This is a genomic window from uncultured Campylobacter sp. (assembly GCF_937980635.1).
Taxonomy (GTDB): domain Bacteria; phylum Campylobacterota; class Campylobacteria; order Campylobacterales; family Campylobacteraceae; genus Campylobacter_B.
This window is the reverse complement of the sequence record NZ_CALJPG010000002.1, coordinates 12645-34372: the sequence shown is the minus strand read 5'-3', so window position 1 is coordinate 34372 and position 21728 is coordinate 12645. Positions and strand designations below refer to the sequence as shown.

The window sequence follows — 21728 nt, the reverse complement described above, 5'->3', positions numbered from 1 at the left end:
AAATGCTCTATTATGAAGTTGCGGTTTTGGGCGCCAGCCTAAAGCCGCTTACTTATAGTTCAAATTTTAAAATCTCAGCTTATCAAATCGTATCCGTTCCCGTAAAATCGAGCGTCAAATCCGCCGTGATCCTGCGCGAGGTTGCAAAACCGACTTTCAAAACCAAGGAAATTTTAGAGATTTCGCAGCTTAAATTTACCTCGTTTCAGATCGCACTTGCAAATTTTATCGCGTACTACTATGTCTGCGAAAAGAGCGTTGCATTTGGGATCTTTGAGCCTGCGAGCGATACGGCGCAGGATTTGCGGAATTCGCAGGAGGATCCTATGACCGAGCGGAATTGCACTTGCGAGCAAATTCCCGTTAGTAAGCCAACCTCCGCTTGCAAGCAAACTTCTACCCGCGAACAAAATTTTATTTCCGAGCAGAATTCCATCACCGCACAAAATTCTGCGCTCGACGATGACTTTAGTGCCATACAAAATTCCGCCTCAATCCAGAATTTTACATTGACGAGAAATTCTACTATCTCAAAAAATTCTGTTACCGTCATAAATTCTGCCATCGCGCCAAATTCCATGCAAAGGCAAAATTTAAAGCAGGCGCAAGATATTAACTTTCAAAATTTGGCATCAAATTCTACCGCCGCGCAGAATTCTATCCAAGAGAGGGACTTTGTCGATGAGCGAAATTTTGTTTCAATCCAAAATTCTACATTGGCTCAAAATCCTGCTACGACAATAAATTTTGTTGCCGAACCCGATCCTGTGCACAAACAAAATTTCGCCATCGCGCAAAATTCTATCCAAGAGCGGGATTTTGCCGAGGGAGAGAATTCCATTTCGATTCAAGATTCTACTTCAGCGCAAAATTCTACTTCAGCGCAAAATTCTATCTCAATTCAAAATTCAGACGCCGCGGCACAAAGCCCCGTCCTGCCGTCGCTATCTCCGCTTCAAATAGGTAAAATTCCAAACCTCACCCCCGCGCAAGAGCAAGCGCGTAAATTTGCCGAAGCCAACGAGACGTCACTGATTTTCGGCGATACGGGCAGCGGCAAGAGCGAAATTTATATCGCGCTGATTGCGCAGGCGCTCGCTGCGGGCAAACAGGCGCTGTTTTTGATGCCCGAGATTTCGCTTACGCCGCAGATGACGAAGCGGCTACAAAGCTATTTCGGCGAGCGGCTCGGCGTCTGGCACTCTAAAATTTCGCCCAAAAAAAAGCGCGAAATTTTAGAAAAATTTAACGCAGGCGAGATCCGGCTCATCGCGGGCGCTCGCTCAGCGCTGTTTTTGCCCTTTAGCGATCTAGGCCTCATCGTCGTGGATGAGGAGCACGACGACAGCTACAAATCCGCCGCCGCGCCTCGCCTAAATGCCCGCGATGCCGCGATTTTCGTCGGCAAAAAGCTCGGCATCCGCGTGGTTTTGGGCTCTGCGACGCCCGCGCTTAGCACCTACGCGAAGCAGCCGCACTTCCGCCTGCGCGGCACCTATTTTAGCAGCGCCAAGCGCTTTATTTTCGATGAGAGCGAGACGGCGCTGAGCTCCAAAATTTTAACCGAGATTGGGCGCAGCCTCGAAGCGGGCAAGCAGGCGGTCGTGTTTTTGCCGACGCGCGCGAACTACAAATATATGGTTTGCGAAAACTGCGGGCAGATCGTGCGCTGTCCGTTTTGCGCCGTCGGGATGAGCTATCACGCGGACGCTGCGGCGCTGAAGTGCCATTACTGCGGCTTTAGCACGTTTTACAAGGCGTCTTGCGAAAACTGCGGCGGCGAGGTGATGCAGGCGCGCAAGATCGGTACCGGCGAGCTTGCGGCACAGCTTACGGCGCGTTTCCCAAGTGCCCGTATCGCAAAATTTGATCGCGACGAGATCACCACGCAGCGCAAGCTTGAGGCGCTGCTCAATAACTTCAACGCCCATAAAATCGACATTTTGGTAGGCACACAGATGCTTAGCAAGGGGCACGATTACCACGGCGTCGATCTTGCGGTGATAATGGGGATCGACGAGCATCTGAGCTATCCCGATTTTAGGGCGCGTGAAAAGACACTGGCGCTTGCGATGCAGGTGGCTGGCCGCGCGGGCCGCTCGGGACAGGGCAGGGTCGTCATACAGACGCGCCAGAGCGGCTTTTTTAGGGATTATATCGAAAACTACGATGATTTTTTGCGCGACGAGGCGGAGTTTCGAGAGGGGCTCTATCCGCCGTATATGCGGCTTTTGCGCGTGCTGATCTCGCATAAAAACGAAAAGGCGGCGAGCGAGATAATGAACGTGGCGCTTGAGCTTTTGCGCCGCAAACAGGCGGGAGGCAGCGCGTTTGCATCGCATGACGGGCTGGACGCGAGGAGAGCAAATTTAAGCGCTTTGAATTTACAAAATTTTGCACAGCAGGGCGGTAAGCAGATGTCAAATTCTAAATTTCAAAGCTCGGATCTGTGCGGGAGCGATGTAAATTTAAGCCCCCAAAAAAATGCTTCAAATTTAAAAAACACAGCGCAAATTTCAGCTCGCTACATGGACGCGGATAGCGTAAATTTAAAGCCCGAAAGAAACGGCACCGCGCAAAATTTTATAAATTTAGCGGCCGAAAGTCCTGCCGAAAATTCCGCGCAGTATTTGAAAGAGAAAGCGAGCGAGAGCTTCGAGATCATCGGCTACGGTAAGGCCGGTATCGCCTATATCGCGTCGAAATTTCGCTTTGAAATTCTACTACGCGCCGGCTCGCACGTGCCGCTGATTAACGCCGCGCGCGCGCTTGAGCATCTGCCCGTCGAGATCGATATGGACCCCGTAAACTTCGGCTAGACGGAGCTTTTAAAATTCGAGCGAAATTTTATTCGTCGCGGACGCTTTTTTGCAGCATCCGTTTGCAGAACGGGCTAAAAAAGAGTGGCAAAATTTCGGGTAAAATTTAAGGAGACGATTTGAGCGATAATTTAGATGAGCTAAGAGGAGCCTTACGCGGAAGTCATGCAAAGGCGCCTCGCAGATCGCAGACAGATAGTGATAAGCCTGATGCTTGCGATCTGAATTTAAAACTAGATGGCTCGGAGCTTGCAGATGATAGCGCAGAAACGTATACCGACAAGGATGCGAGCCTTTCGAGCGAGGATCAAACCATAATCATAGATTATGACAGAGCCCCATTAATCATCACGGATCATCTATATCGCGATTACGTTAAATATCAATTCCCTGCGATGTGCTGCGTATTTTTAATATTTTTGTTTTTTGCCGTCATCGTGGTGGGGCCGCCAGAGCTAGGCGTATTGCAAATGTTTATCCTAGTGCCCTTGCCGCTCATAGAGGCAGCTAGGCGCGAGGGCGAAGCATATTTCGTGATGACGAACTCCGCCGTCGAGTATTATAAAAAGGGCGAAATTGTGAAATTTTTTGAGCTACAAAAGATCGGTGCGATGGCGGTTAGCTTCGATTGTAGATGGAGTTGGAGGCAGCAAATGCCGTTAGCCCTTAAGATCGTTATCGCCGTTTGGGTTTTACTCGCGCTTAAGTTTGGCGGAGACGACGAAAGCGTGAGTGTTAATATTAGAAATATAGTTTGTATTTTTACTATGGTACTTACCCTGCTTTACGGCTCTAAGATATTTATGCATCTACATAATGGCAGCCTCGGATTTTTCGGCATTCACGATCAGCTTGTGCTATATAAAGAAAACGCCAACGTCGATATAATGAATATTTTGATGGCAAACAAAGATGAATATGTGCAGCTACGAGAGTATTTCTTAGCCGTGCTAAATGTCGATATAGACGAGCTACGGCGCACGATATCGGTTTTCGATGAAAAGATAGAATTTAAGAAATTTAAATTCTAAATCGGCGCGCTTGAGGGTTTGTCCGCAGGAATAAATACATACTCTGTGAGTTTGGCTAGGCGTGCAGTTAAGCGAATTTTGTTTATATAAATTTTGCCCGCGGAATTTATATGATACGACGATAAATTTTACGCCCCATCATTCTTATATCAGATTAAAATCAAAATATAATATCAAATTGCAAATGCGATTTAATCTTAACGGGATATAATAAGTCATCGCTATTTTTGAAAGAGGCAAAACTATTTGCACCGATATAGAGCATATAAAGGCGACGATTTGAAAAAACTACTTAGAAATTTTGTGATTTTTGCGGGTTTTATCTTTATGTTATACACCTCTTATTTCCTATATTTTTATTCCAAAAAGGCCGAATATGCGGCTATTTTATTGCAAAAGGCGCTTCGTTATGAAGAGGAATTTTTTACTGAGAAAACATAAAATTTAGACCGGTCTGAGCAGACCGAGCTACGGCATGAGTTTGAAAAAGAGAAATTAAAACTAGAAAAATATTGCAGCGATGCCATAATAAACGGCGAAAATGGTCATTGCAAGGTTTATTATAACCTCGATTTCGACTATATCCATTTTTACGACGGGCGAAATCAAGATATCGCGCTGGGCTACGACTTTGATAACAAAAGCATCGAGTTTTATAAAAAATTATCATATCATTATGATTACGAAGGCAAAAAATGCAGGTCGCGCATGGTGTACAGCGAGCACCATGCGACATTTGCGATTGATAATTTTGAGTATGCGACGTTTTGGTTGGGAGATCATGGCGAATTTACCCTAAAAGATCCATACATTCATGAATGTGAATAAAATTGATCTGTAATTTAAACACTGAAAGCCTGCCGTATAGATCGGCGGTATGCATAAATTCATATTTGTGCGGATATGAAATGTATTTTATACTTTTATTAAGTAATTATGTTGTATAAGCTTATACAACCGATAACAAAAAACGCTTTTAGGATTCCAAAAGCCCATTTAAGGAGCAAGGGATGCAAATTCGTGCTTTTATTTTAGCGATCTTGTTTGCTGTATCGTTCGCAAAAGCGGATGATATAAAGCATCCATCGATGCCATGGCAACTGGAACCTATTTTATGGAAAATTCAAGATAAAAAAGTTGTAAGAAAAGCCCTCCACGAACCTATGATCCGGGGTGCAACTACCTTTAACGGCAAGAGTTTTTATTTTTTTACGATAGAAGATAATGCAACGCTCAAAAAAGAGTATGAAGAGCATTTATCAAAAGAAAGAGACTTCTGCAACGACTTTTACGATGATCTGTTCGAATGGAAAAATATAAGCGTAATCAAGCCTCTGGTTTTTGATACGACGGATTACAATAACCCCGTTTTAAAGAAAAATATGGGCGATTGCTGGTATATGGATATGAATAAAACGATTAGAGACGGCTTTACGGGGAGAGGATTTACGTTATATAAATTTGATAATAAGCTTTTGTATATTATGATTTACAAAACTACTCCTTATATATATCAGACGGATGATTTCGCAAATCTTGCTTACATTTTAGATCCGCAAGAATGTAGTAAAATCATAAAAGATCCTCGTAGCAGGGTAAATTTAGAAATTCCGGGCAATATTATATATAAACCACGTCTGTTTTATGCCGAACCGATACGTTATAAAGATATAGACTATCTACTTTTCATAGATTTTGACAATACGCACAGCGGACAACTATTCAACGTCGCAATCAGGAAATTTAAAGACGGTATTTTACAAATGCCTGTTTGTAGCAATTCATACTTAAACACGAAGCTTTATCGATAGGGGCGGTTATGTGGATTCATATTCTTATTCTAATGATCGCATTTGCACTATTTGCGAATGCAAACGATGTAAGCGATACGGAAATTCCTTTTGATTTAAAAATAGCTTTATGGAAAGCTAATGATAGGAAAGTAGTAAGAAACAATCCTTCCGGTATGGTAGAAGGAGAAACCACTTTCAACGGAAAAACCGTTAGCTTTTGGCAAATAGATAGAAATGCAACGCTCAAAAAAGAGTATGAAGAGCATTTATCAAAAGAAAGAGACTTCTGCAACGACTTTTACGATGATCTGTTCGAATGGAAAAATATAAGCGTAATCAAGCCTCTGGTTTTTGATACGACGGATTACAATAACCCCGTTTTAAAGAAAAATATGGGCGATTGCTGGTATATGGATATGAATAAAACGATTAGAGACGGCTTTACGGGGAGAGGATTTACGTTATATAAATTTGATAATAAGCTTTTGTATATTATGACGTATAGAGATTTTCGGCAATACGAGATGTCTTTTGCAAATTTTATGTATATTCTAGATCCGCAAGAGTGCAGTAAAATTATAAAAGACCCCTCATACGATTCATATTATAGCAGGGCAGATTTTGAGGATTATCAAAATAAAATTGAAAGAAACACCCTGATTTATTTTGGACCGATAAAATATAAGGATAAAGACTATCTGCTTTTTATCGATTCCGTAAATTTAATAAACGGTCTTAAAGCGGTTTCTATTAAAATTAGTAAATTTAAAGACAAAGTTTCACAAACATCCGTTTGTAGAAATTTGTATTTAAATACAAAAATTTACCATTAAGTATTTAATCATACAAATATATTCAGTTGCGATTAATAATTTTGAGCATGCGAAATTTTGGTTGGGAAATTACGGCGATTTATCCTAAAAATCCTTTTATCGCTGCGGTTTTGGGCTTGCAGTTTTTGCTTCCCAATCTGCGTTTTTAAAATTTGATTAGAGTTTTCGCCACCGCACATACCTTGCTCGCCCCTTTTCGATATACGGCGCTTATTCCTCGTTTTCCTCCGCTCGCACGATCAGGCTTTTTGGAAGGCGGAATTTTTCGATGATCTCGCACTCTTTGGCGCGCATCTGTCCGTCGTCGCTTTCGTGATCGTAACCTAGCACGTGCAGCAAGCCGTGCGTAAAAAGCAGCGCCGTCTCGTCATCCGTGCCGTGCCCTAGCTGCGCGGCTTTCAGCTCTACGAGGTCTAAATTTATCACGACCGAGCCGAGCAACGCGGGAGCGAAATTCTCGCCGCCAAAATTTTCATTCTTTAAATTTTCATCGTTAAAACTTTCGCCCTCGGAATTTTCGGAATTTATAGTATTGGAATTTTCACTCGCAGAATTCACGGTGCCTGTATTTTCACTAGCAGAATTTGCAGCGTTTAGAATTTTGCCGCCGCTGTTTTCATGCGCGGAGCTCTCTTCGCTCAAATCCTCGCCAAAGCCCGCAAACGCCGCAGGATCGAGCGGGAAGCTCAGCACGTCGGTCGTCTTATCTATGCCGCGCGTTTGCGCGTTTAGCTGCCGCATCTCCTCGCCGCGCACGAAAATTAGCTCGACGCTCCCGCCGCCCAGCTCCGCCGCGATAGCGTCCAAAATTTCGGGATAGGGCTGCTCGCAAAGTATCATTTTTACCCCTCTTTTATAAAATTTTCGTATAATTTTAGCAAAAAAAGGACGAAAATGAGAGCTTTATGCGTGATCAGCGGCGGCATGGACAGCGCGACCTGCGCCTATATCGCGAGGCACGAAGGTTACGAGATCGTGGCGCTGCATTTCGATTATAATCAGCGCACGATGGACAAGGAGCGCGAGTGCTTCGGTAAAATTTGCGACGATTTGGGGGTTGCAAAGAGGTTTATTTTGGACGCTCGCTTCATCGCGCAAATTGGCGGCAGCGCCCTTACGGACGGCACTTTGTCGATCAGAAAAGGTGCTGCGGAGCTTCGCGGCGCCGCAAAGTCCGCTAGCGCCGAGATTGACAGCGCGGCAAATTCCAAGAATGCTCGCCTAGACGGGCAAAATTCTATCGCAGCAAATTCTACTAATGCCGAGACTGGCGGGCAAAATTTTACTGCGTCAAATTTCATGACGAGCTCCGCGGACGTTCTGCTCGGCGTAGATTCGGCGCGGAGTAGCTGCGTGCAGAGCGGCAAAATTTTAGCTCGCGACGACAAAATTTCACCGCAGGGTAGCAAAATTCCGGTTCAAGAAGGTGAAATTTCACTTCAAAGCGGAGCCGAGCCGCAGCAGGGCGATAAAATTTCATCAAAGCGTGCAGAGGATAAAATTTCATCGCAAAGCCAAAGCGATAAAATTTCACCGCCAAGCGGCGAGAACGCGTTTTCGGATCTGCCGAGCACCTACGTGCCGTTTCGCAACGGCGTGTTTTTGAGCATCGCCGCCGCGCTCGCCGAGAAGGAGCGCTGCGACGCGATCTTCATCGGCGTGGTGCAGGAGGACAGCAGCGGCTACCCCGACTGTAGCGCGAGCTTCATCGGCGCGTTTGAGCGAGCGCTCGATCTGGGCACGAGCCGCGGCTTTCATCCGCGCATCAAAACCCCGCTCGTGCACCTCAGCAAGGCGCAGATCGTCTCGCTAGCGCTTAGAATCGGCGTGCCGCTAGAGCTTACGTGGAGCTGCTACGACCGCGAGGACGCTGCGTGCGGGCTTTGCGACAGCTGCCTGCTGCGGCTTAAAGGCTTTGCGGGCGCCGGTGCGAAAGATAAAATCCCCTACGCGATAAAAGCTTAGGCGTGCCGCGGCGAAATTTACGGAGCCCGCGCGGCTCGGCGCGTCATTGCAGCGCCTGATATGCGCGGGTTTTTGAATACGTAGCGCCGCATGATTTGCAGCGGGATTTCAAAACATACGGCGGCGGTTTGCGCTTTAGCGCGCGCCGAGCCGCGGCTGTAAATTTAAACCGCACTTTGAAATTTTAAAAATTTTAACGAGAGTATTGAGTGGGGTTCAAAGCAAAAATCAATTATAAATTTAACTCCTGCGCTATTTATGAGCGCATAGGCGAATATAAACATATCGCGGTATAGTCCGAGAATTAAATTTTAAGGAGTAGGAAATGGCGTTTGAAAATGCAATCATCACCAAAGAGGATGATGAGAAGTATGGATTGAGTAAAATTTTTTATCAATATAGTCCGTATCATGAAGAACTACCTAGAAATTTTGTTGTTGATAGACAAAAAGATATTTGGTTTCTTTTAATTGAAAGACTACCAAATGAAGGGTATGATTATGGTTATGGGAGCAAAAAGCTATGGAGGCTTTATATTCAAGGAAATAATTTAGATATTCTTTTGGACTACGAATATGATCAAGAAGTGGATGGACGCAAATTTCAAAGGGTGTGGAAAATTATCGAGGTAAATGTTATAAATTCTATTATTCCAGATAATGAAGTCATTAAAATATTGAGAGATGTTTTGATTGATTTTAAATTTAGACCAGGCTGGGAGGATAAGGATGATTTTAGTGTAGCGTTAATAGATGTAAGAAAGGAAAAATAAAATGGCGTTTGTAGCAGAATATATTTCTAAAGAGGATATTAAGAAATATGATATTATAAATCGTGTAGATCAGCGCTTGGCAAAATATCATTATGATCCACAGGAGCCTGATGAAATAAAGTGGTTAGACTGGGTCATCGACAGGCAAAGAGATATTTGGCTTATCTTTGTTTGTAGCCCGCATCTGCCTGATCCAAGAGACGGATATACCGGAGAGGAGATTTGGCTGCTTTATTATAAAGGTAGAGAAATTGAGCTTGATATTAGACGGGTCTATGACGAAACCACAAGTAAAATGCTAGTCGATAATCCGTTTTTTATCAAATATAAGCTAGAAAATATAAATTCTAGTATTGACGGAATTTCTTTAGATGAGCTCTATAAGGTGCTTAATGAGGCTTTAAAAGAATATGGTAGTCGTGGAATTGGCGGTAGAAAATTTCTACCAAAAGAACACCAGATTGTAACATTTTTACACGATTGAGAAAGGATAAAAAAATGACGAGTAAACAAGCCGATCAAATTTTAGCAGATATTGCAAATGGCGAGGACGCGCAAGAGTAGCGGCACCGATGGCGGTGCGAGCACGAAAGAGATTTAGTAAAACGTGGCGCGAGCTTCAAACGCGATGCGTAAATTCAAAGCGAATTTTATCCGAAACCTAACCGTGAGCGAGCGCGAGATAAAATTTTACTCAAATGCCGAGCGTAGATTTAGATGCGGGATGATCTCAAGCTCTGTGGGTGCCGTAAATTCCTTTTTACGCAGCTTTTCTATCGCCGCGCGCGCGATCATAGCGGCATTGTCGGAGCAAAATTTCATCGGTGCGAAAAGTATCTCGCAGCCCACCCGTTCGCACAAATCCGTTAGAAGTCCGCGCAGATGCAGGTTCGCGCTCGCTCCGCCTACGACACCGAAGCGCGTAAAGCAGCGCAGCTCAAAGATCCGCTGCAATTTATCCAGTATGTGTGCGCACGCTGCATCCTCAAAGCAGCGCGCCAGATCGTGCATCGCCCGCTTATCCAGCTCGCCTGCCTCTTTTAGCTTTTCGATCTGCACGCGCACGGCGTTTTTAAGCCCCGAAAAGCTATACTCCAGCCGCCTGTCGCCCTTCAGCGGCACGGGCAGCTCGAACCGTGGCTCGCCGCCTTTTGCGAGCTCCTCGATGAGCGCGCCGCCCGGATAGCCGAGCCCCAGCATCTTTGCGACCTTATCGAAGCTCTCGCCGAAGCTGTCGTCGCCCGTAGTCGCTAAAATTTCGATACCCCCCGCCGCGCCGATATCCAAAACCATCGTATGCCCGCCGCTAACGAGCAAAACGCCCATCGGAAATCGCGCCTCGCCGCCTAAAAACAGCGAGTAAACGTGGCCTATGAGATGATTTACGCCGATGAGCGGCAAATTTAGCGCGAGCGCGAGCGCTTTTGCCATATTCACGCCGCCGATCAGGCTCACGCTGAGCCCCGGGGTATTGGTCGCTGCGACGGCGCTAAGCTCGCTAAAATAGGGCTTTGCGCGCTGTAAAATCCGCGGCAGCGCCTCCGTATGCAGCCTCGCGGCAAGCTCGGGCACGACGCCGCCGTATCTGGCGTGATCGGCCTCCTGGCTTATTTTTTCGTAAAATTTCAGCTCGAAACTGCGCTCATCCATCACCGCGACCGAGCTGTCGTCGCAGCTGCTCTCAATAGCAAGTATCACACAAAATCCTTAAAATTTTTCGCTCATTATACTCAAAAATCGGCGCAGATGAAATTTTAAAATTTAAAACGGCGCGCTTTAAATTTTGTCTTTGTCGCGACATGCTTCCACTCGCGGGGCTAAATTTTAAAATACGCCGTTCGGCTCGGCGCGCTAACGGAATTAAATTTAAAACGCGTCGCCGCGCATCTTGCTTCCACACCGCAGTTTGCCTGCCGCGGCGGGTAAAATTTTAAATAGATGAAATTTGGGCAGTCGAAATTTAGCGGGCAAATTTAAAAAGGCCTTTGGATTTTAAAGCTCCAAAGGCCGTTGCGATTAAATTTGGTGGTAAATTTAAAGGCTAAATTTCGGGCTCTTGTTCCTGTTTTTTCTCGCCGCTTGGGATCGCGGTGTCGTACCAATCGAGCTTGCGCGTAAAATACATAACGAGCGAAATCACCGCGAATATCATCAAGCTTCCCATTAGGAGCGCGTAGTCTTCGGAATTTAAGATGACATAGAGGATCGCGTATGAAACGAGCTGAACGCAAGTGATGAAAATGCCCCAGCGCGCGCCTTTGAAAATCGCGCTTGCGTAGAAAAACACTATTGCACTTACCGCGATCGCCGAGATAGCGTAGCTGATCGCAAAGCCGATGTGTTCGGAGAGCGAAAGCACCAGCAGGTAGAAAACGACGTCCTCAAGCCCTATTAATAGGTATTGGATCGGATGGATGCGCTCGTGAGTGTAAACCTCGCACAAAAAGATCGCTAAAAACGGCACCGCTAAGAATAACAGAGCGTAATCCGTGCAGCGTTTAATCAGCGAGTAGTTATTCACGGGCTCGATGAAGCCGATGCTTACGGCGTCATTTCTATCGTCGTTGCTGCGCCAGTTCGTCATAGCGACGCGGTCATCTTGATCTGCAAGCCACGCAGGAGCAATCCCTGCGGCTAAGCCTGTAACTTCCCACGAAGCTTTAAAACCGCTAGCGCTTACCTCGCGCGATTTGGCGATAAAGCCGCCGCCAAAGCTAGGCGATGCCCAAGTAGAGCTAATTTCAAAACGGCTATTTTGCGCGATCGGAGCTAGATGAAGCGCCTCGCCGCCTTGGATTTTAAGCGTGCCGCTAATGCTAAAATCAGACGACAGCGCGGAAGCGGGGAGCTTGTAGATTAAACTCCGATCGAAAATTTTAGCCTCGGTGTTGCCGTGATATTGCTTAAGCTCCTTGCCGTTTAAGCTTAAAGCGGGAGAAGCGGTGAAGGATTTTTGATTGCCTACGCCGAGCACTAGCACGGCTTCGTCGAAATTTAGTCGCGCAGGATCGACGCCGAGCTCGGTATAGTTTATCGCCTCAAAGTCCGCCTTAAGCGCAAAGTCGCCGTTATATATCGGAACGCGAAAAATCCCGCGCTTTAGATAGGTGGGGTCGATCTCCGCCGCAAGGGAGTAGTTTTTAGGCACGATGATGAAATTTTTCTCTACGCGCCTTTTTACGAGCTCGTTGTTGCTTTTGTCTATCGCTTCGATTACCTCTGCATAGGGCACGACGATCGCGAGACCCTGGATTTGCAGCTCGCCGCCCACCGGTGTGAGGATCGAATCCTGCGCGAGCTGCTTGGTTTCGGAGCGCGAGTAGGTAAGATTATCGATAAAGCTTAGCGGAATTAACAGCAGCAAAAGTAGCACTAAAACTATGAACGGTTTCGTCCAAAACGCCCCGCGAATGGCGTTTTTAGTAGAATTTAACAAAGGCTCTCCTTTTAAGTAGAATTTAAAACAGAATTTTAACGACGAAGAGTAAACGGACGGCGCTTGAAGCGGGAGGAATTTTATAAATTCTAAACGAGCTTCGGATGTGAAGCGCTGCGGATATCGCTTTGAATTTTGAGGATTTTGCCGTAAGCTAGAATTTCATTGCGAATGAGAATTTTGCTATTTGCAAAAATTTTATGAGAAAATTTCTGTTAGTAGAATTTAAAGGCTTGAAATTCAAAGCCCTTGGAATTTCAAATTTCCAAAGCCCTAGGAATTTTAAAATTCCAAGGGCTTTGAATTTTTAAAATTTCGCCGCTCTAGCGTGCAAAATTTCGTGCGGTCATCTCGCGTAAGCTTTAAAATTTATACGCCACGCTTAGCTTGAAATTTCGTCCCGGCTCCCAGTCGATAGCGTTTGAATCTCCGGTGAAATCGGCGCTGCGCTGCGAGTGCGACGCGTAGGCTTTATCAAAGAGATTGTAAACGCCCGCGTTGATCTCAAGCCCTTTAAATCGCCCGCTATCCGGAGCGTAGGTAACGTATAGATCGTGAACCGCGTAACTAGGCACTTTTGTTTTTCCGTCGCTATTTGCGGAGGCTACGTTTTTGGAGTCGAAAAAGAGCAAGTTATAGCCCAGCAGTAGATCCGCCGCAGAGATTGCGTACTCGGCATTGAAGGTGTATTTATCGCCATAGTCGCGGTAGCCGATGATGTTTGAGCTTAGATAGCCCGAGCCGCTGCGCACGCGGTCTTTATATTCTACGTGCTGATGGGTGTAGCCCGCAGCAAGACTTAAATCATCTAATATTAATCTTGCGTAAAGCTCGACGCCGTCGATATCCGCACCGCCTGCATTAGCCCTGCATAAGGTGCCCTGTGCGCCTCCCGGGCAGCCGACGATTCCGCCCGCCGCATTGTTATCTACGATGAGATTTTTATACTCCGTCCTGAAATATTTTGCGGTTAAGCTTACCGAGGAATTCTCCCCCAGATCGCTTTTGTAGCGACCACCTATTTCGTAGGCGTTGCCCGTGGTGGCTTTTAAACTTTCGTTAGCCATCCAACTTAGCGGTCTGCCGCGGCTAGTGCCCGCAGCCATCATACTCTCCATTACGTCTGGTCCTCTAAATACTCGCGCATAGCTCGCAAACGCTCCAAATCCCGCGCCGATCTCGTAATCAAGCGCCAAGGCGGGGCTTACTTCGTCGAATTTATATTTGTAGCTCGAGATATTCACGCCTCTACCGTTGTAAGTTTTTAACTCGTGCCTTTCGTAGCGCACGCCAGGAGTTACCGTAAGCCCGCCGTATCGCATAGCATCCTCTAAATAGACGCTGTAGTTATCAACCCTTTCCGGACGCAAATTTCCAGGTTTTACGTAGTTTTCGGAGCGGTAGTAATCAAAGCCGTAACGCAGCGTATGAGCCAGATCGCCCGTTTCAAATTTACTCTTAGCGCCGATTTTGCCGCCCTTGGTCTCGACGCCCCATTTTACGTTCGTCGAAATCGATCCGATGCGTTGATGCTTGGTGTAATATCCCGTGATGTCGAGTTCTAGCAAGTCGCTTGGATTATATGTGTATTTGATCGTGTGTGTATCGCGCTCGTATTTGCGGTTATCCAGCTGCCCGTTTAGCCATGAGCCGAATTCCGGTCGCAGCGGATAGAGACCTTTATACTGCATATGCTCGGTAGAGAGCGAAATTTTATGAAAATCCAAAAAGCTATAGCCCGCTTTTAATAAATAATTTATATCGTTGCCGTCGCCGCCCGTAGGCTTGCCGTTGCCAGATTCGCCGAAGCCGTATCCGTAGTGCTTAAACGCAGCAAGCATATCTAGGCTATCAAATGCCCTGCCGTAGAGCATCGCGCTTTGCGAATAGCCCTCGTTGTTGCTCGTATAGCCCACTTTGAGCTTCGCGCCGATATCCTGTCCGTCCTCAAGCAGATCAGAAGCATCTACCGTCTTAAAAGCTACCGAGCCACCCAAGGCGCCCGAGCCGTTCACGACCGAGCGCGCGCCTACATCGACCTCTACGGCTTTGATAAGATCCGGATCGATTAATAAATCGGCGTTGTGATGAAAGGTATTGCCGTTTTGTTTCGCGCCGTCAATCGTGATATTTAGACCGCGATCGCTCACGCCGCGCATATAAATTTTTTGATTCATGCCGTTGGTGCCGCCCACATACACGCCCGGAATATCGCGAAATACGTCTTTGACGAGCGTGGCATTGCGGGTGTTGATTTTGACATCATCCACGGTGCTAGGCGTGCTAGAATCGCTAGTAACTTCGATTACGCCTAAGCTTTGCGTATTTGAATCCTTGCTTTTGGACGCGTCCGTAGCGCTTGATTTCTCGTCTGCTTGTGCGCTTAAGCAAAGAACCGCGCACAAAGACAAAGCCAGATGAAATTTTTTCATACGAAACTCCTAAATGATAATGAGATTAAAAAACTATAAATAATATAAAATTAATCCTTTATTTTATATTAATTATCAAGACATTTTAAAATCATTAGAATTCTATCTCCGAATGCTTTATTATCATTAAATAAAGCTAAATGATAAAATATAATTTAAATATCGATCATCAAAATTTTAGTAAAAATTAAATCTACTTTTGATAAAATCGCTCATTTTTTTGGCAAGGCGATTTGCTGAATTTATAAAAATTTTTAAAATTTTTAAGGAGAGCTTATGGGCATTATGGAATTTTTGGCGCATTACGTGGATTACATTATCTTTGCGATCCTCGGATTTATGAGCTTTTTAGTCGTGTGGTTTACTATCGAAAGGCTGCTTTTTTATTCGAAGGTTAAGGCGAGCGATTACAAAAGCAAGGCGCTATATGAAGAGGCTCTGACAAAAAATTTAACGACGCTTTATATTGTTTATTCAAATGCCCCGTATATCGGTCTTTTAGGTACTGTCATCGGCATTATGATCACCTTTTTTGATATGAGTACTGCAAGCGGTATCGATACCAAGGCTATCATGCAAGGTCTTTCACTCGCGCTTAAAGCTACCGCTACTGGTCTAGCAGTCGCCGTACCTACGCTCATCATCTACAACGGTTTCGTCCGCAAGGTCGATGTGCTTCTAAACCGCTACGAAGAGGTTAAATAAATGAGCATTCCTAGACGAGACGGGCTAAATATCGTCCCGTTCATCGACATTATGCTGGTACTACTAGCGATCGTACTTAGCGTTTCGACTTTTATCGCGCAGGGTCATATCAAGGTCAATCTGCCCTCGTCTTCGAGCTCGCAAAACCCGCAAGAGGATAAAAAAGTTACTATTAAAGTGGATAGCGAATCTAAAATTTATCTAGATGATGTCGCAATAAGCGAGGATGAGCTTGAGAAAAAAATTGCCGCACTCGATAAAAACGATCTTGTCGTATTGAAAAATGATAAAGACTCAAAATTTTCCTCTTTCATTTCTATCATGGATGTCCTAAAAAAGGCAGGCCATGAAAAATTTGCGATCGTGACCGAAAAAGAGCAATGAATAAAGATAGCGCAGTAGGTTTTATCGTATCTTTGGTGCTGCATTGCATCATCGCTGTGGGTGTTTTCGCTCTTTTATCGTCGGCACCGAAGCCGCCTAGCATGCCCGATATGATAGCTTTTTCCATCGATAGCATAATGGATGAGGCCAAGCAGGGCGATATCTCAGATGAGCCTAATATCCCGCCTCCTTCCGATCAGTCTGAACCGGATCCTGAGCCAGAGCCCACTCCGCCGGAGCCCGAGCCCGAACCGGAACCAACTCCGCCTGAGCCGGAGCCAATACCGGAGCCCGAGCCGATTCCTGAACCGGAGCCTATACCAGAGCCTGTAGTTGAAAAACCAAAACCGGTCGAAAAGCCCAAGCCAAAGCCGGTAGAAAAACCAAAACCTATAGAAAAACCCAAGCCTAAAAAAGAGCATAAAGTTCAAAGCAGCGATAGGAATTTAACGGCGAAATTCGACCCGACAAAGCCTATTTCGCTAGGTAGCGGCGGAGGCGGCGGCTCCAGCGCAGCAGGCGGCGGTAGCGACGCTATAACAAGCCGCGGCGATCCTAGCAATAGCGATGTCGGAAAGAAAATTTTCGCCATCATTTCGCGCTACGCGCAGTCGCATTATCCTAAAAATGCCCAACGTATGCGTAAAATCGGCGTCGTAGGCGTGCACTTTACCTATACGGCAAGCGGTGATGTTAAGGGTCTTCGCGTTACGTCTTCCTCGAATGTCGATTCGCTTGATGAGGGCGCGTTAAGCGCGGTCGAGCGCACAAAAGGCAGCTTTCCAAAGGTCGAGAAAGATATGGAATTTAACTTTAGCATAAAGTATACGCTAAATTTCAACTAGCCTTAAAGCTTCTACTAAAACTTCTGCCTGAGCGGTAAAATTTTAAAATTTTACCGCCCTTGCCGCTTTATCTTAGCTCGCAAAATTCTATTTCGGCGAAGTGAAATTTTAAAATTTACTGCTCTTGCTGCCGCTTTTGTCGCTCCGCCGCATGAGCTTTTATAAACGGATTGGCGTCTTGGAATTTAAAATTTAAACGGAGAAAATTATGTCTTTTCAAATTTAGCCAAGCAAGCATCTTAAAGCGTTAAAATTTTAAATTTAAGCTGCGAAATTGCTAGGAAATTCCACTGATTTTAATGGAATTTTTACTATAATTTCGTATGAAATTTAAAAGATTAAAGGAAATTTATGATAGACGTTTACGACTTGGCGGTGATCGGCGGCGGTCCTTGCGGCATCGCTTCCGTAGTAGAAGCCAAAAGAAACGGGCTCGCGCACGTACTTCTGCTTGAAAAAGGCGACAACCACTCTCAAACGATTAGGCAGTTTTACAAAGATAAAAAGCGCGTCGATAAAGAATATAAGGGCTTTGACAGCGAGACGCGCGGCTCTATTTCGTTTGAAACCGGCACGAAAGAGAGCGTGCTAAATTATTTCGACGAGCTCTTAGATAGCGACGAAATCGATACGAATTTCAAAAGTGAGGTCGAAAAGATCGAAAAGCACGCAGATGAGTTTTATATCACGACTAGCTCGGCTGGATACCGCGCGCGCAACGTCATCGTCGCAATTGGTAGGATGGGCAAGCCTAATAAACCTGCTTATAAAATTCCACCTTCGATCACGCAACGCGTAAATTTCAATCTAGATAAATGCACGATCAATGAAAAAATTCTAGTCGTCGGAGGCGGTAACTCAGCTGCGGAATACGCTATAGCGCTATGTAAAACCAATGTCGTGACGCTTTGCTATCGCAAGCCTAAATTTACCCGCCTAAACGAGACGAACGAAAGCGACGTAATGCGCGAGACCAAATACGGCAACATCATCTTGCGTTTAGGCATCGATATAGAGGCTCTTGAGAATGAAAATGGCAAGGTGCTGGTGAAATTTGATGATGGCACCGAGCTCGTGTTTGACCGCGTGATATACGCGATCGGCGGCACGAGCCCGATCGATTTTCTTAAAAAATGCGGCATCGCTTACGACGAAAACGGCGTGCCGATCGTGGATGAAAATCTCCAAACCGCCACTAGCGGGCTTTACGTCGGTGGAGATCTCATCAGCAGAAGCGGCGGATCGATCGTGGTGGCGATAAATCACGCCCATACCATCATCAAAAACATCCGCAAATGAGGCTTTATCAGCCGAAAAAGGGCTATCGTTACACGAGCGATACGATTTTTTTGTGGAATTTTATAAGAAGCTCAGGCGTGCGCAAGGCTGACGCAGCATCGCAAGATAGCTCTTGGGCGCTGGGCTGTGGCGCGGAATTTAAAGACGCGACAGATGGAGGCTTTAATGCAAAATTCTGCGCCGCGGATTACACAGGCGACGAGGTGGAATTTTGCGCTGATGATTGTGCTTTTAGCAAAGAAGAGTCGTATGCCGCTAGCCATAGCGCGAGGAATGATCGCGATTTTGGAGGTAAGGGTTGCGCCGAATTCCAGGCGGAATTTAAAATGGAATTTCAAGAGGCATTTCGGGCGAAATTTCAAAGCGAGCACTGCAAAAATTCCGATTTCCAAAGCGACGAAGCCTGGCATGCTTTAAAGCCTGATATTGCAAGCGGTGAAAATTTTAAAATTTGTGACGAGCAAATCGCGCAGTCTTTAGAATCTCAAAAGACGCACGATAAAGATTTCGCGAGCAAATTTGAAGACGCCAAAGCGCGCGAGGATTTTGCTGCGGAGCGCTTGTGTGACGGCTGGGTTGCCGCTTGCGATGATCGTAGCCCCAAAGGCGCGCTAAATCCGCGAGCGATATACGGCGACGTGCTGGATGTGGGCGCAGGATGTGGAATTTTAGGGCTTTTGCTAAAGCGCGATTTTGAGAGCATTAATCTAAGCTTGCTAGAAATTCAAGAGCGAAATTTAGAAATCTTAAGGCTAAATTCTTTGCAAAACGATCTGCCTGCCGAGATTTTGCACGCGGATTTCGCGGAGTTTAAAAGCGAGAAGCGTTTTGACTTTATCGTCTCAAATCCGCCCTTTTATCGAGAGCGCATTTCGCTTAGCAAAGAGCCTCATATGGCGCTTAGTAAGAGCACAGCAAGCCTTAGCCTACGGGATTTCGTGCGATCTGCGAATGCACATCTTAAGCCTGGCGGTACGCTTATTTTTTGCTACGAGGCGGGCAAGCTAGCTAAAATTTGCGAGCTTTTAGGCGAGTTTAGGCTAAATTTAACGAGGCTCGGTTTTGTCTATCCTGACATTTCAAAACCCGCTAAGCTCGCGCTTTTGCAGGCTCGTAAGAACTCGCGCTCGCCCTGCGAGATCGTCCTTCCGATCTACGCTAGCGCGCACGGAAGGCGCACCGCACAAGCCCACGCGATCTATAAAAGCGCGGATTTAACGAGCGTGGATTATGAGTGAGTTCGGCTTCAGCTTTGATGCGAGCGCGTGCGAGCGCTGCGGCGGTAAGTGCTGCACGGGAGAGAGCGGCTACATCTGGATAGATGAGAGTGAGATCGCAGCACTTGCGGTAAAATTTGAAATTTCGCCCGCGGAGCTTAAAAGGACGTATTTGGACAAGATAGGCGCTAGATTTAGCGTAAAAGAAAAGCCCTTTGAAGGCGGTTTGGCGTGCGTATTTTTTGACGAGGCGCAGCGCAACTGCGGGATTTACGAGCTGCGTCCGAAGCAATGCTGTAGCTTTCCGTTTTGGGAATATTTTAAAACGCATACTAAAGAATTGGAGGAAGAATGTATCGGGGTAAGGTTTTTGGCGGAATTTTAATCGCGGCGATGATTTTAGCGCCGCAGTATCTAAGTGCGGAGAGTGGGACGAATGCTGCAGCGGCGAAGCAGTCCGTTACGGATAAAAAGGCGTCTGATCGGAATTCCAGCATTGGCACAAAAAACGGTGCAAAAGATGCAATTAAAAAGAGCTTGATAAATCGCGGCGTAAGCGCTAAAAGTATAACCAAAGAAAAGCTAAATCACGCGATGCGAGCGCAAGAGGACGCCGAGCTAAATTTCGATTTGCTTACGGCTTTGGAGCTACTGCATAAAGATCCCGTCGCATCGATGTTTTTATACGAAAAGGCATACAATAAAACGGGCTCGTCCGTTTATCTGTTAGAGGCGCTAAAGACCGCTTTTGCGATAAAAGATCGTAAAAATACGGCGCGCTATTTAAAGCTTGGCGAAAAGAGTCTAGGCTCAAACTCCGAGTATCTGCGAGTAAAAATCGGCTACTACTTAGGCATTAAAGATAATCTAAATGCCAATACTGCTGCTCTTAAGCTGGTCACCGTAGATCCTGTTTCGCGAAGTTATGCGATCTTAGCGGCGACATATTATGCGATGGAGAATTTTACTTTAGCCAAAACCTACTTTGAAAAAGCCTATGAGCTAGACAAAACCGACGAAAATCTCATTAGATTATGCGACGTGCTGCTAAATAAACTCGATGATTCGGACGGAGCGATCCGCATCATCGAGACACACAGGCGCATCTACGGCTGCGCCCAGGGTATGGCGTGCGAGCTGCTAGCTGATGTGTATCGCGCGAATAAGCGCTATTTGGATGTCGCTAAGATCGATGAAGCGCTGTATGAAGCCAAGGGGGATAATAAATTCTTAGACGATATGATAGCGATTTATTACTACTCAAACGACTTTGATAAAATAATCGAGCTTTTGAAAAAATATGACTACAAGCGCGAGCTTCTAATCGATGCCTACGCGCATAAAAAAGACTATAAAACCGCGATTAAAATGGCGCGCGATGAGTTTATGAAAACCAAAAATTACGACTTTTTGGCGATCGAGGCGATCTACGAATATGAAAGTGCGGGCAAAAACGTGGATGCCAAGACCCTATCTAGCGTAGTGGCAAAATTTGAAAATATCGCGCCGCAGCTTAAAGATCCTGTGCACCTAAACTACTACGGCTACATCCTAATAGATCATGATTTGGACGTTCGCAAGGGCATCGAGCTTGTCCGCCGCGCCTTACAAAAAGACCCCGACTCGCCGTATTATCTGGACTCGCTTGCCTGGGGATACTACAAGCTTGGCGAGTGCGACAAGGCTAAAGATGAAATGGCTAAGATCAAAGACGCAGAATTTTTTAATTCTCCCGAAGGCAAAGAGCATTTAGAGGCGATCGATGCGTGCGCCGCAGGTACAGGCGTAGCGCCGCAGAATTCCATATCGCAAAATCCCACTACGATAAAAGGCTCCGCGCCGAAAGATCAGGCGCCGCAAAGCCCGGCAATAAAAAATCCTTCGCCTAATTCCATAAAATCTACGGCGCCCGAAAGCTCTGCGTTAGATTCTGCACGTCCGAGCTCCGCTGCAACGCGTGATTTAACGCCAAAAGACTCCGCTTTGCAAAATTCTGCTGGGTCTGCAAATTCTGCGATTCAAAACCAGGCACCAAATTCCGCAGCTTCTGAAAATTTTGCGACGCCCATAAATTCCGCCACGCAGAATTCTGCCTCGTCAAGACAAAATTCCGTATCGAGGCGGGATTTTATGCCAGAGCAAAATTCTACGTCGAAAGAGCCTACCGGCTCTAAAACCCAGACGCCAAAGCAGTAGC

17 protein-coding genes and 4 pseudogenes are annotated in these 21728 nt (G+C 46.0%); 17 read left to right on the top strand and 4 right to left on the bottom strand.

Annotated features, from left to right (window positions below; all coding sequences use genetic code 11):
- Positions 1 to 2: 2 nt before the first annotated feature.
- The 6 genes and pseudogenes from Q0460_RS10600 to Q0460_RS00345 form a co-directional block, all read left to right on the top strand.
- A pseudogene (locus tag Q0460_RS10600) lies at positions 3 to 242 on the top strand (primosomal protein N'); the annotation flags it as partial.
- Positions 243 to 965: 723 nt separating this feature from the next.
- A pseudogene (gene priA / locus Q0460_RS10595) lies at positions 966 to 2294 on the top strand (primosomal protein N'); the annotation flags it as partial.
- Positions 2295 to 2938: 644 nt separating this feature from the next.
- On the top strand, positions 2939 to 3850 hold the full coding sequence (locus Q0460_RS00360) for a hypothetical protein (protein ID WP_299083460.1): 912 nt from the start codon (positions 2939 to 2941) through the stop codon (positions 3848 to 3850).
- Between the two features lie 279 nt (positions 3851 to 4129).
- A complete protein-coding gene (locus Q0460_RS00355; RefSeq protein WP_299083457.1) occupies positions 4130 to 4291 on the top strand; it encodes a hypothetical protein in 162 nt (53 codons plus the stop codon).
- Between the two features lie 722 nt (positions 4292 to 5013).
- Complete coding sequence (locus Q0460_RS00350) at positions 5014 to 5661, top strand: hypothetical protein (RefSeq protein WP_299083454.1); 648 nt, start codon at positions 5014 to 5016, stop codon at positions 5659 to 5661.
- Between the two features lie 8 nt (positions 5662 to 5669).
- Positions 5670 to 6476, top strand: a complete 807-nt coding sequence (locus Q0460_RS00345; protein WP_299083451.1) for a hypothetical protein — start codon at positions 5670 to 5672, stop codon at positions 6474 to 6476.
- Positions 6477 to 6686: 210 nt separating this feature from the next.
- Here Q0460_RS00345 and ybeY read toward each other — a convergent pair whose 3' ends face one another.
- Entirely contained in the window at positions 6687 to 7316 is a 630-nt protein-coding gene (gene ybeY / locus Q0460_RS00340) for an rRNA maturation RNase YbeY (RefSeq protein ID WP_299083448.1), read from the bottom strand.
- Between the two features lie 54 nt (positions 7317 to 7370).
- Between ybeY and Q0460_RS00335 the strand changes: the two are divergent.
- The 4 genes and pseudogenes from Q0460_RS00335 to Q0460_RS00320 all read left to right on the top strand — a co-directional run.
- A pseudogene (locus Q0460_RS00335) lies at positions 7371 to 7619 on the top strand (7-cyano-7-deazaguanine synthase); the annotation flags it as partial.
- Between the two features lie 402 nt (positions 7620 to 8021).
- Positions 8022 to 8441: pseudogene (locus Q0460_RS00330) on the top strand (7-cyano-7-deazaguanine synthase); the annotation flags it as partial.
- A gap of 325 nt (positions 8442 to 8766) precedes the next feature.
- Entirely contained in the window at positions 8767 to 9213 is a 447-nt protein-coding gene (locus Q0460_RS00325) for a hypothetical protein (protein ID WP_299083445.1), read from the top strand.
- Position 9214: 1 nt separating this feature from the next.
- Positions 9215 to 9697, top strand: a complete 483-nt coding sequence (locus tag Q0460_RS00320) for a hypothetical protein (protein WP_299083442.1) — start codon at positions 9215 to 9217, stop codon at positions 9695 to 9697.
- A 206-nt stretch (positions 9698 to 9903) separates the two neighbouring features.
- Here Q0460_RS00320 and tsaD read toward each other — a convergent pair whose 3' ends face one another.
- From tsaD to Q0460_RS00305, 3 genes are all read right to left on the bottom strand, one after another.
- A complete protein-coding gene (gene tsaD / locus Q0460_RS00315) occupies positions 9904 to 10911 on the bottom strand; it encodes a tRNA (adenosine(37)-N6)-threonylcarbamoyltransferase complex transferase subunit TsaD (protein WP_299083439.1) in 1008 nt (335 codons plus the stop codon).
- Between the two features lie 343 nt (positions 10912 to 11254).
- Positions 11255 to 12649, bottom strand: a complete 1395-nt coding sequence (gene creD, locus Q0460_RS00310) for a cell envelope integrity protein CreD (RefSeq protein WP_299083436.1) — start codon at positions 12647 to 12649, stop codon at positions 11255 to 11257.
- A 362-nt stretch (positions 12650 to 13011) separates the two neighbouring features.
- Positions 13012 to 15081 (bottom strand): TonB-dependent receptor, encoded by a 2070-nt coding sequence (locus Q0460_RS00305; RefSeq protein ID WP_299083433.1) that lies wholly within the window; start codon positions 15079 to 15081, stop codon positions 13012 to 13014.
- A gap of 285 nt (positions 15082 to 15366) precedes the next feature.
- On the opposite strand from Q0460_RS00305, the gene exbB reads away from it, so the two are divergent.
- The 7 genes from exbB to Q0460_RS00270 all read left to right on the top strand — a co-directional run bounded on the left by exbB (position 15367) and on the right by Q0460_RS00270 (position 21727).
- On the top strand, positions 15367 to 15786 hold the full coding sequence (exbB, locus tag Q0460_RS00300) for a TonB-system energizer ExbB (RefSeq protein WP_299083523.1): 420 nt from the start codon (positions 15367 to 15369) through the stop codon (positions 15784 to 15786).
- Entirely contained in the window at positions 15787 to 16170 is a 384-nt protein-coding gene (gene exbD, locus Q0460_RS00295) for a TonB system transport protein ExbD (RefSeq protein WP_005872149.1), read from the top strand.
- The gene (locus Q0460_RS00290) at positions 16167 to 17015 is read left to right on the top strand and encodes an energy transducer TonB (RefSeq protein ID WP_299083430.1); all 849 of its coding nucleotides are present in this window, start codon (positions 16167 to 16169) and stop codon (positions 17013 to 17015) included. Before exbD ends, Q0460_RS00290 begins: the two co-directional genes overlap by 4 nt.
- A gap of 351 nt (positions 17016 to 17366) precedes the next feature.
- Positions 17367 to 18314 carry an NAD(P)-binding domain-containing protein gene (locus Q0460_RS00285; RefSeq protein ID WP_299083427.1) on the top strand — a complete coding sequence of 316 codons (948 nt, stop codon included), beginning with the start codon at positions 17367 to 17369 and terminating at the stop codon, positions 18312 to 18314.
- Entirely contained in the window at positions 18311 to 19552 is a 1242-nt protein-coding gene (locus tag Q0460_RS00280; RefSeq protein WP_299083424.1) for a methyltransferase, read from the top strand. Before Q0460_RS00285 ends, Q0460_RS00280 begins: the two co-directional genes overlap by 4 nt.
- Complete coding sequence (locus Q0460_RS00275) at positions 19545 to 19916, top strand: YkgJ family cysteine cluster protein (protein WP_299083421.1); 372 nt, start codon at positions 19545 to 19547, stop codon at positions 19914 to 19916. The genes Q0460_RS00280 and Q0460_RS00275 overlap by 8 nt, the downstream gene beginning before the upstream one ends.
- The gene (locus Q0460_RS00270) at positions 19883 to 21727 is read left to right on the top strand and encodes a hypothetical protein (RefSeq protein ID WP_299083418.1); all 1845 of its coding nucleotides are present in this window, start codon (positions 19883 to 19885) and stop codon (positions 21725 to 21727) included. The genes Q0460_RS00275 and Q0460_RS00270 overlap by 34 nt, the downstream gene beginning before the upstream one ends.
- Position 21728 lies beyond the last annotated feature (1 nt).

What these genes read in the sequence shown, in the direction of transcription:
- exbD (WP_005872149.1), top strand. Translation starts at nt 15,787, where the DNA reads ATGAGCATTCCTAGACGAGACGGGCTAAATATCGTCCCGTTCATCGAC.
- ybeY (WP_299083448.1), bottom strand. Translation starts at nt 7,316, where the DNA reads ATGATACTTTGCGAGCAGCCCTATCCCGAAATTTTGGACGCTATCGCG.
- Q0460_RS00275 (WP_299083421.1), top strand. Translation starts at nt 19,545, where the DNA reads ATGAGTGAGTTCGGCTTCAGCTTTGATGCGAGCGCGTGCGAGCGCTGC.
- Q0460_RS00350 (WP_299083454.1), top strand. Translation starts at nt 5,014, where the DNA reads ATGATCCGGGGTGCAACTACCTTTAACGGCAAGAGTTTTTATTTTTTT.
- exbB (WP_299083523.1), top strand. Translation starts at nt 15,367, where the DNA reads ATGGAATTTTTGGCGCATTACGTGGATTACATTATCTTTGCGATCCTC.
- Q0460_RS00305 (WP_299083433.1), bottom strand. Translation starts at nt 15,081, where the DNA reads ATGAAAAAATTTCATCTGGCTTTGTCTTTGTGCGCGGTTCTTTGCTTA.
- Q0460_RS00345 (WP_299083451.1), top strand. Translation starts at nt 5,670, where the DNA reads ATGTGGATTCATATTCTTATTCTAATGATCGCATTTGCACTATTTGCG.
- Q0460_RS00285 (WP_299083427.1), top strand. Translation starts at nt 17,367, where the DNA reads ATGATAGACGTTTACGACTTGGCGGTGATCGGCGGCGGTCCTTGCGGC.
- Q0460_RS00290 (WP_299083430.1), top strand. Translation starts at nt 16,167, where the DNA reads ATGAATAAAGATAGCGCAGTAGGTTTTATCGTATCTTTGGTGCTGCAT.
- Q0460_RS00320 (WP_299083442.1), top strand. Translation starts at nt 9,215, where the DNA reads ATGGCGTTTGTAGCAGAATATATTTCTAAAGAGGATATTAAGAAATAT.
- Q0460_RS00270 (WP_299083418.1), top strand. Translation starts at nt 19,883, where the DNA reads ATGTATCGGGGTAAGGTTTTTGGCGGAATTTTAATCGCGGCGATGATT.
- Q0460_RS00280 (WP_299083424.1), top strand. Translation starts at nt 18,311, where the DNA reads ATGAGGCTTTATCAGCCGAAAAAGGGCTATCGTTACACGAGCGATACG.
- Q0460_RS00325 (WP_299083445.1), top strand. Translation starts at nt 8,767, where the DNA reads ATGGCGTTTGAAAATGCAATCATCACCAAAGAGGATGATGAGAAGTAT.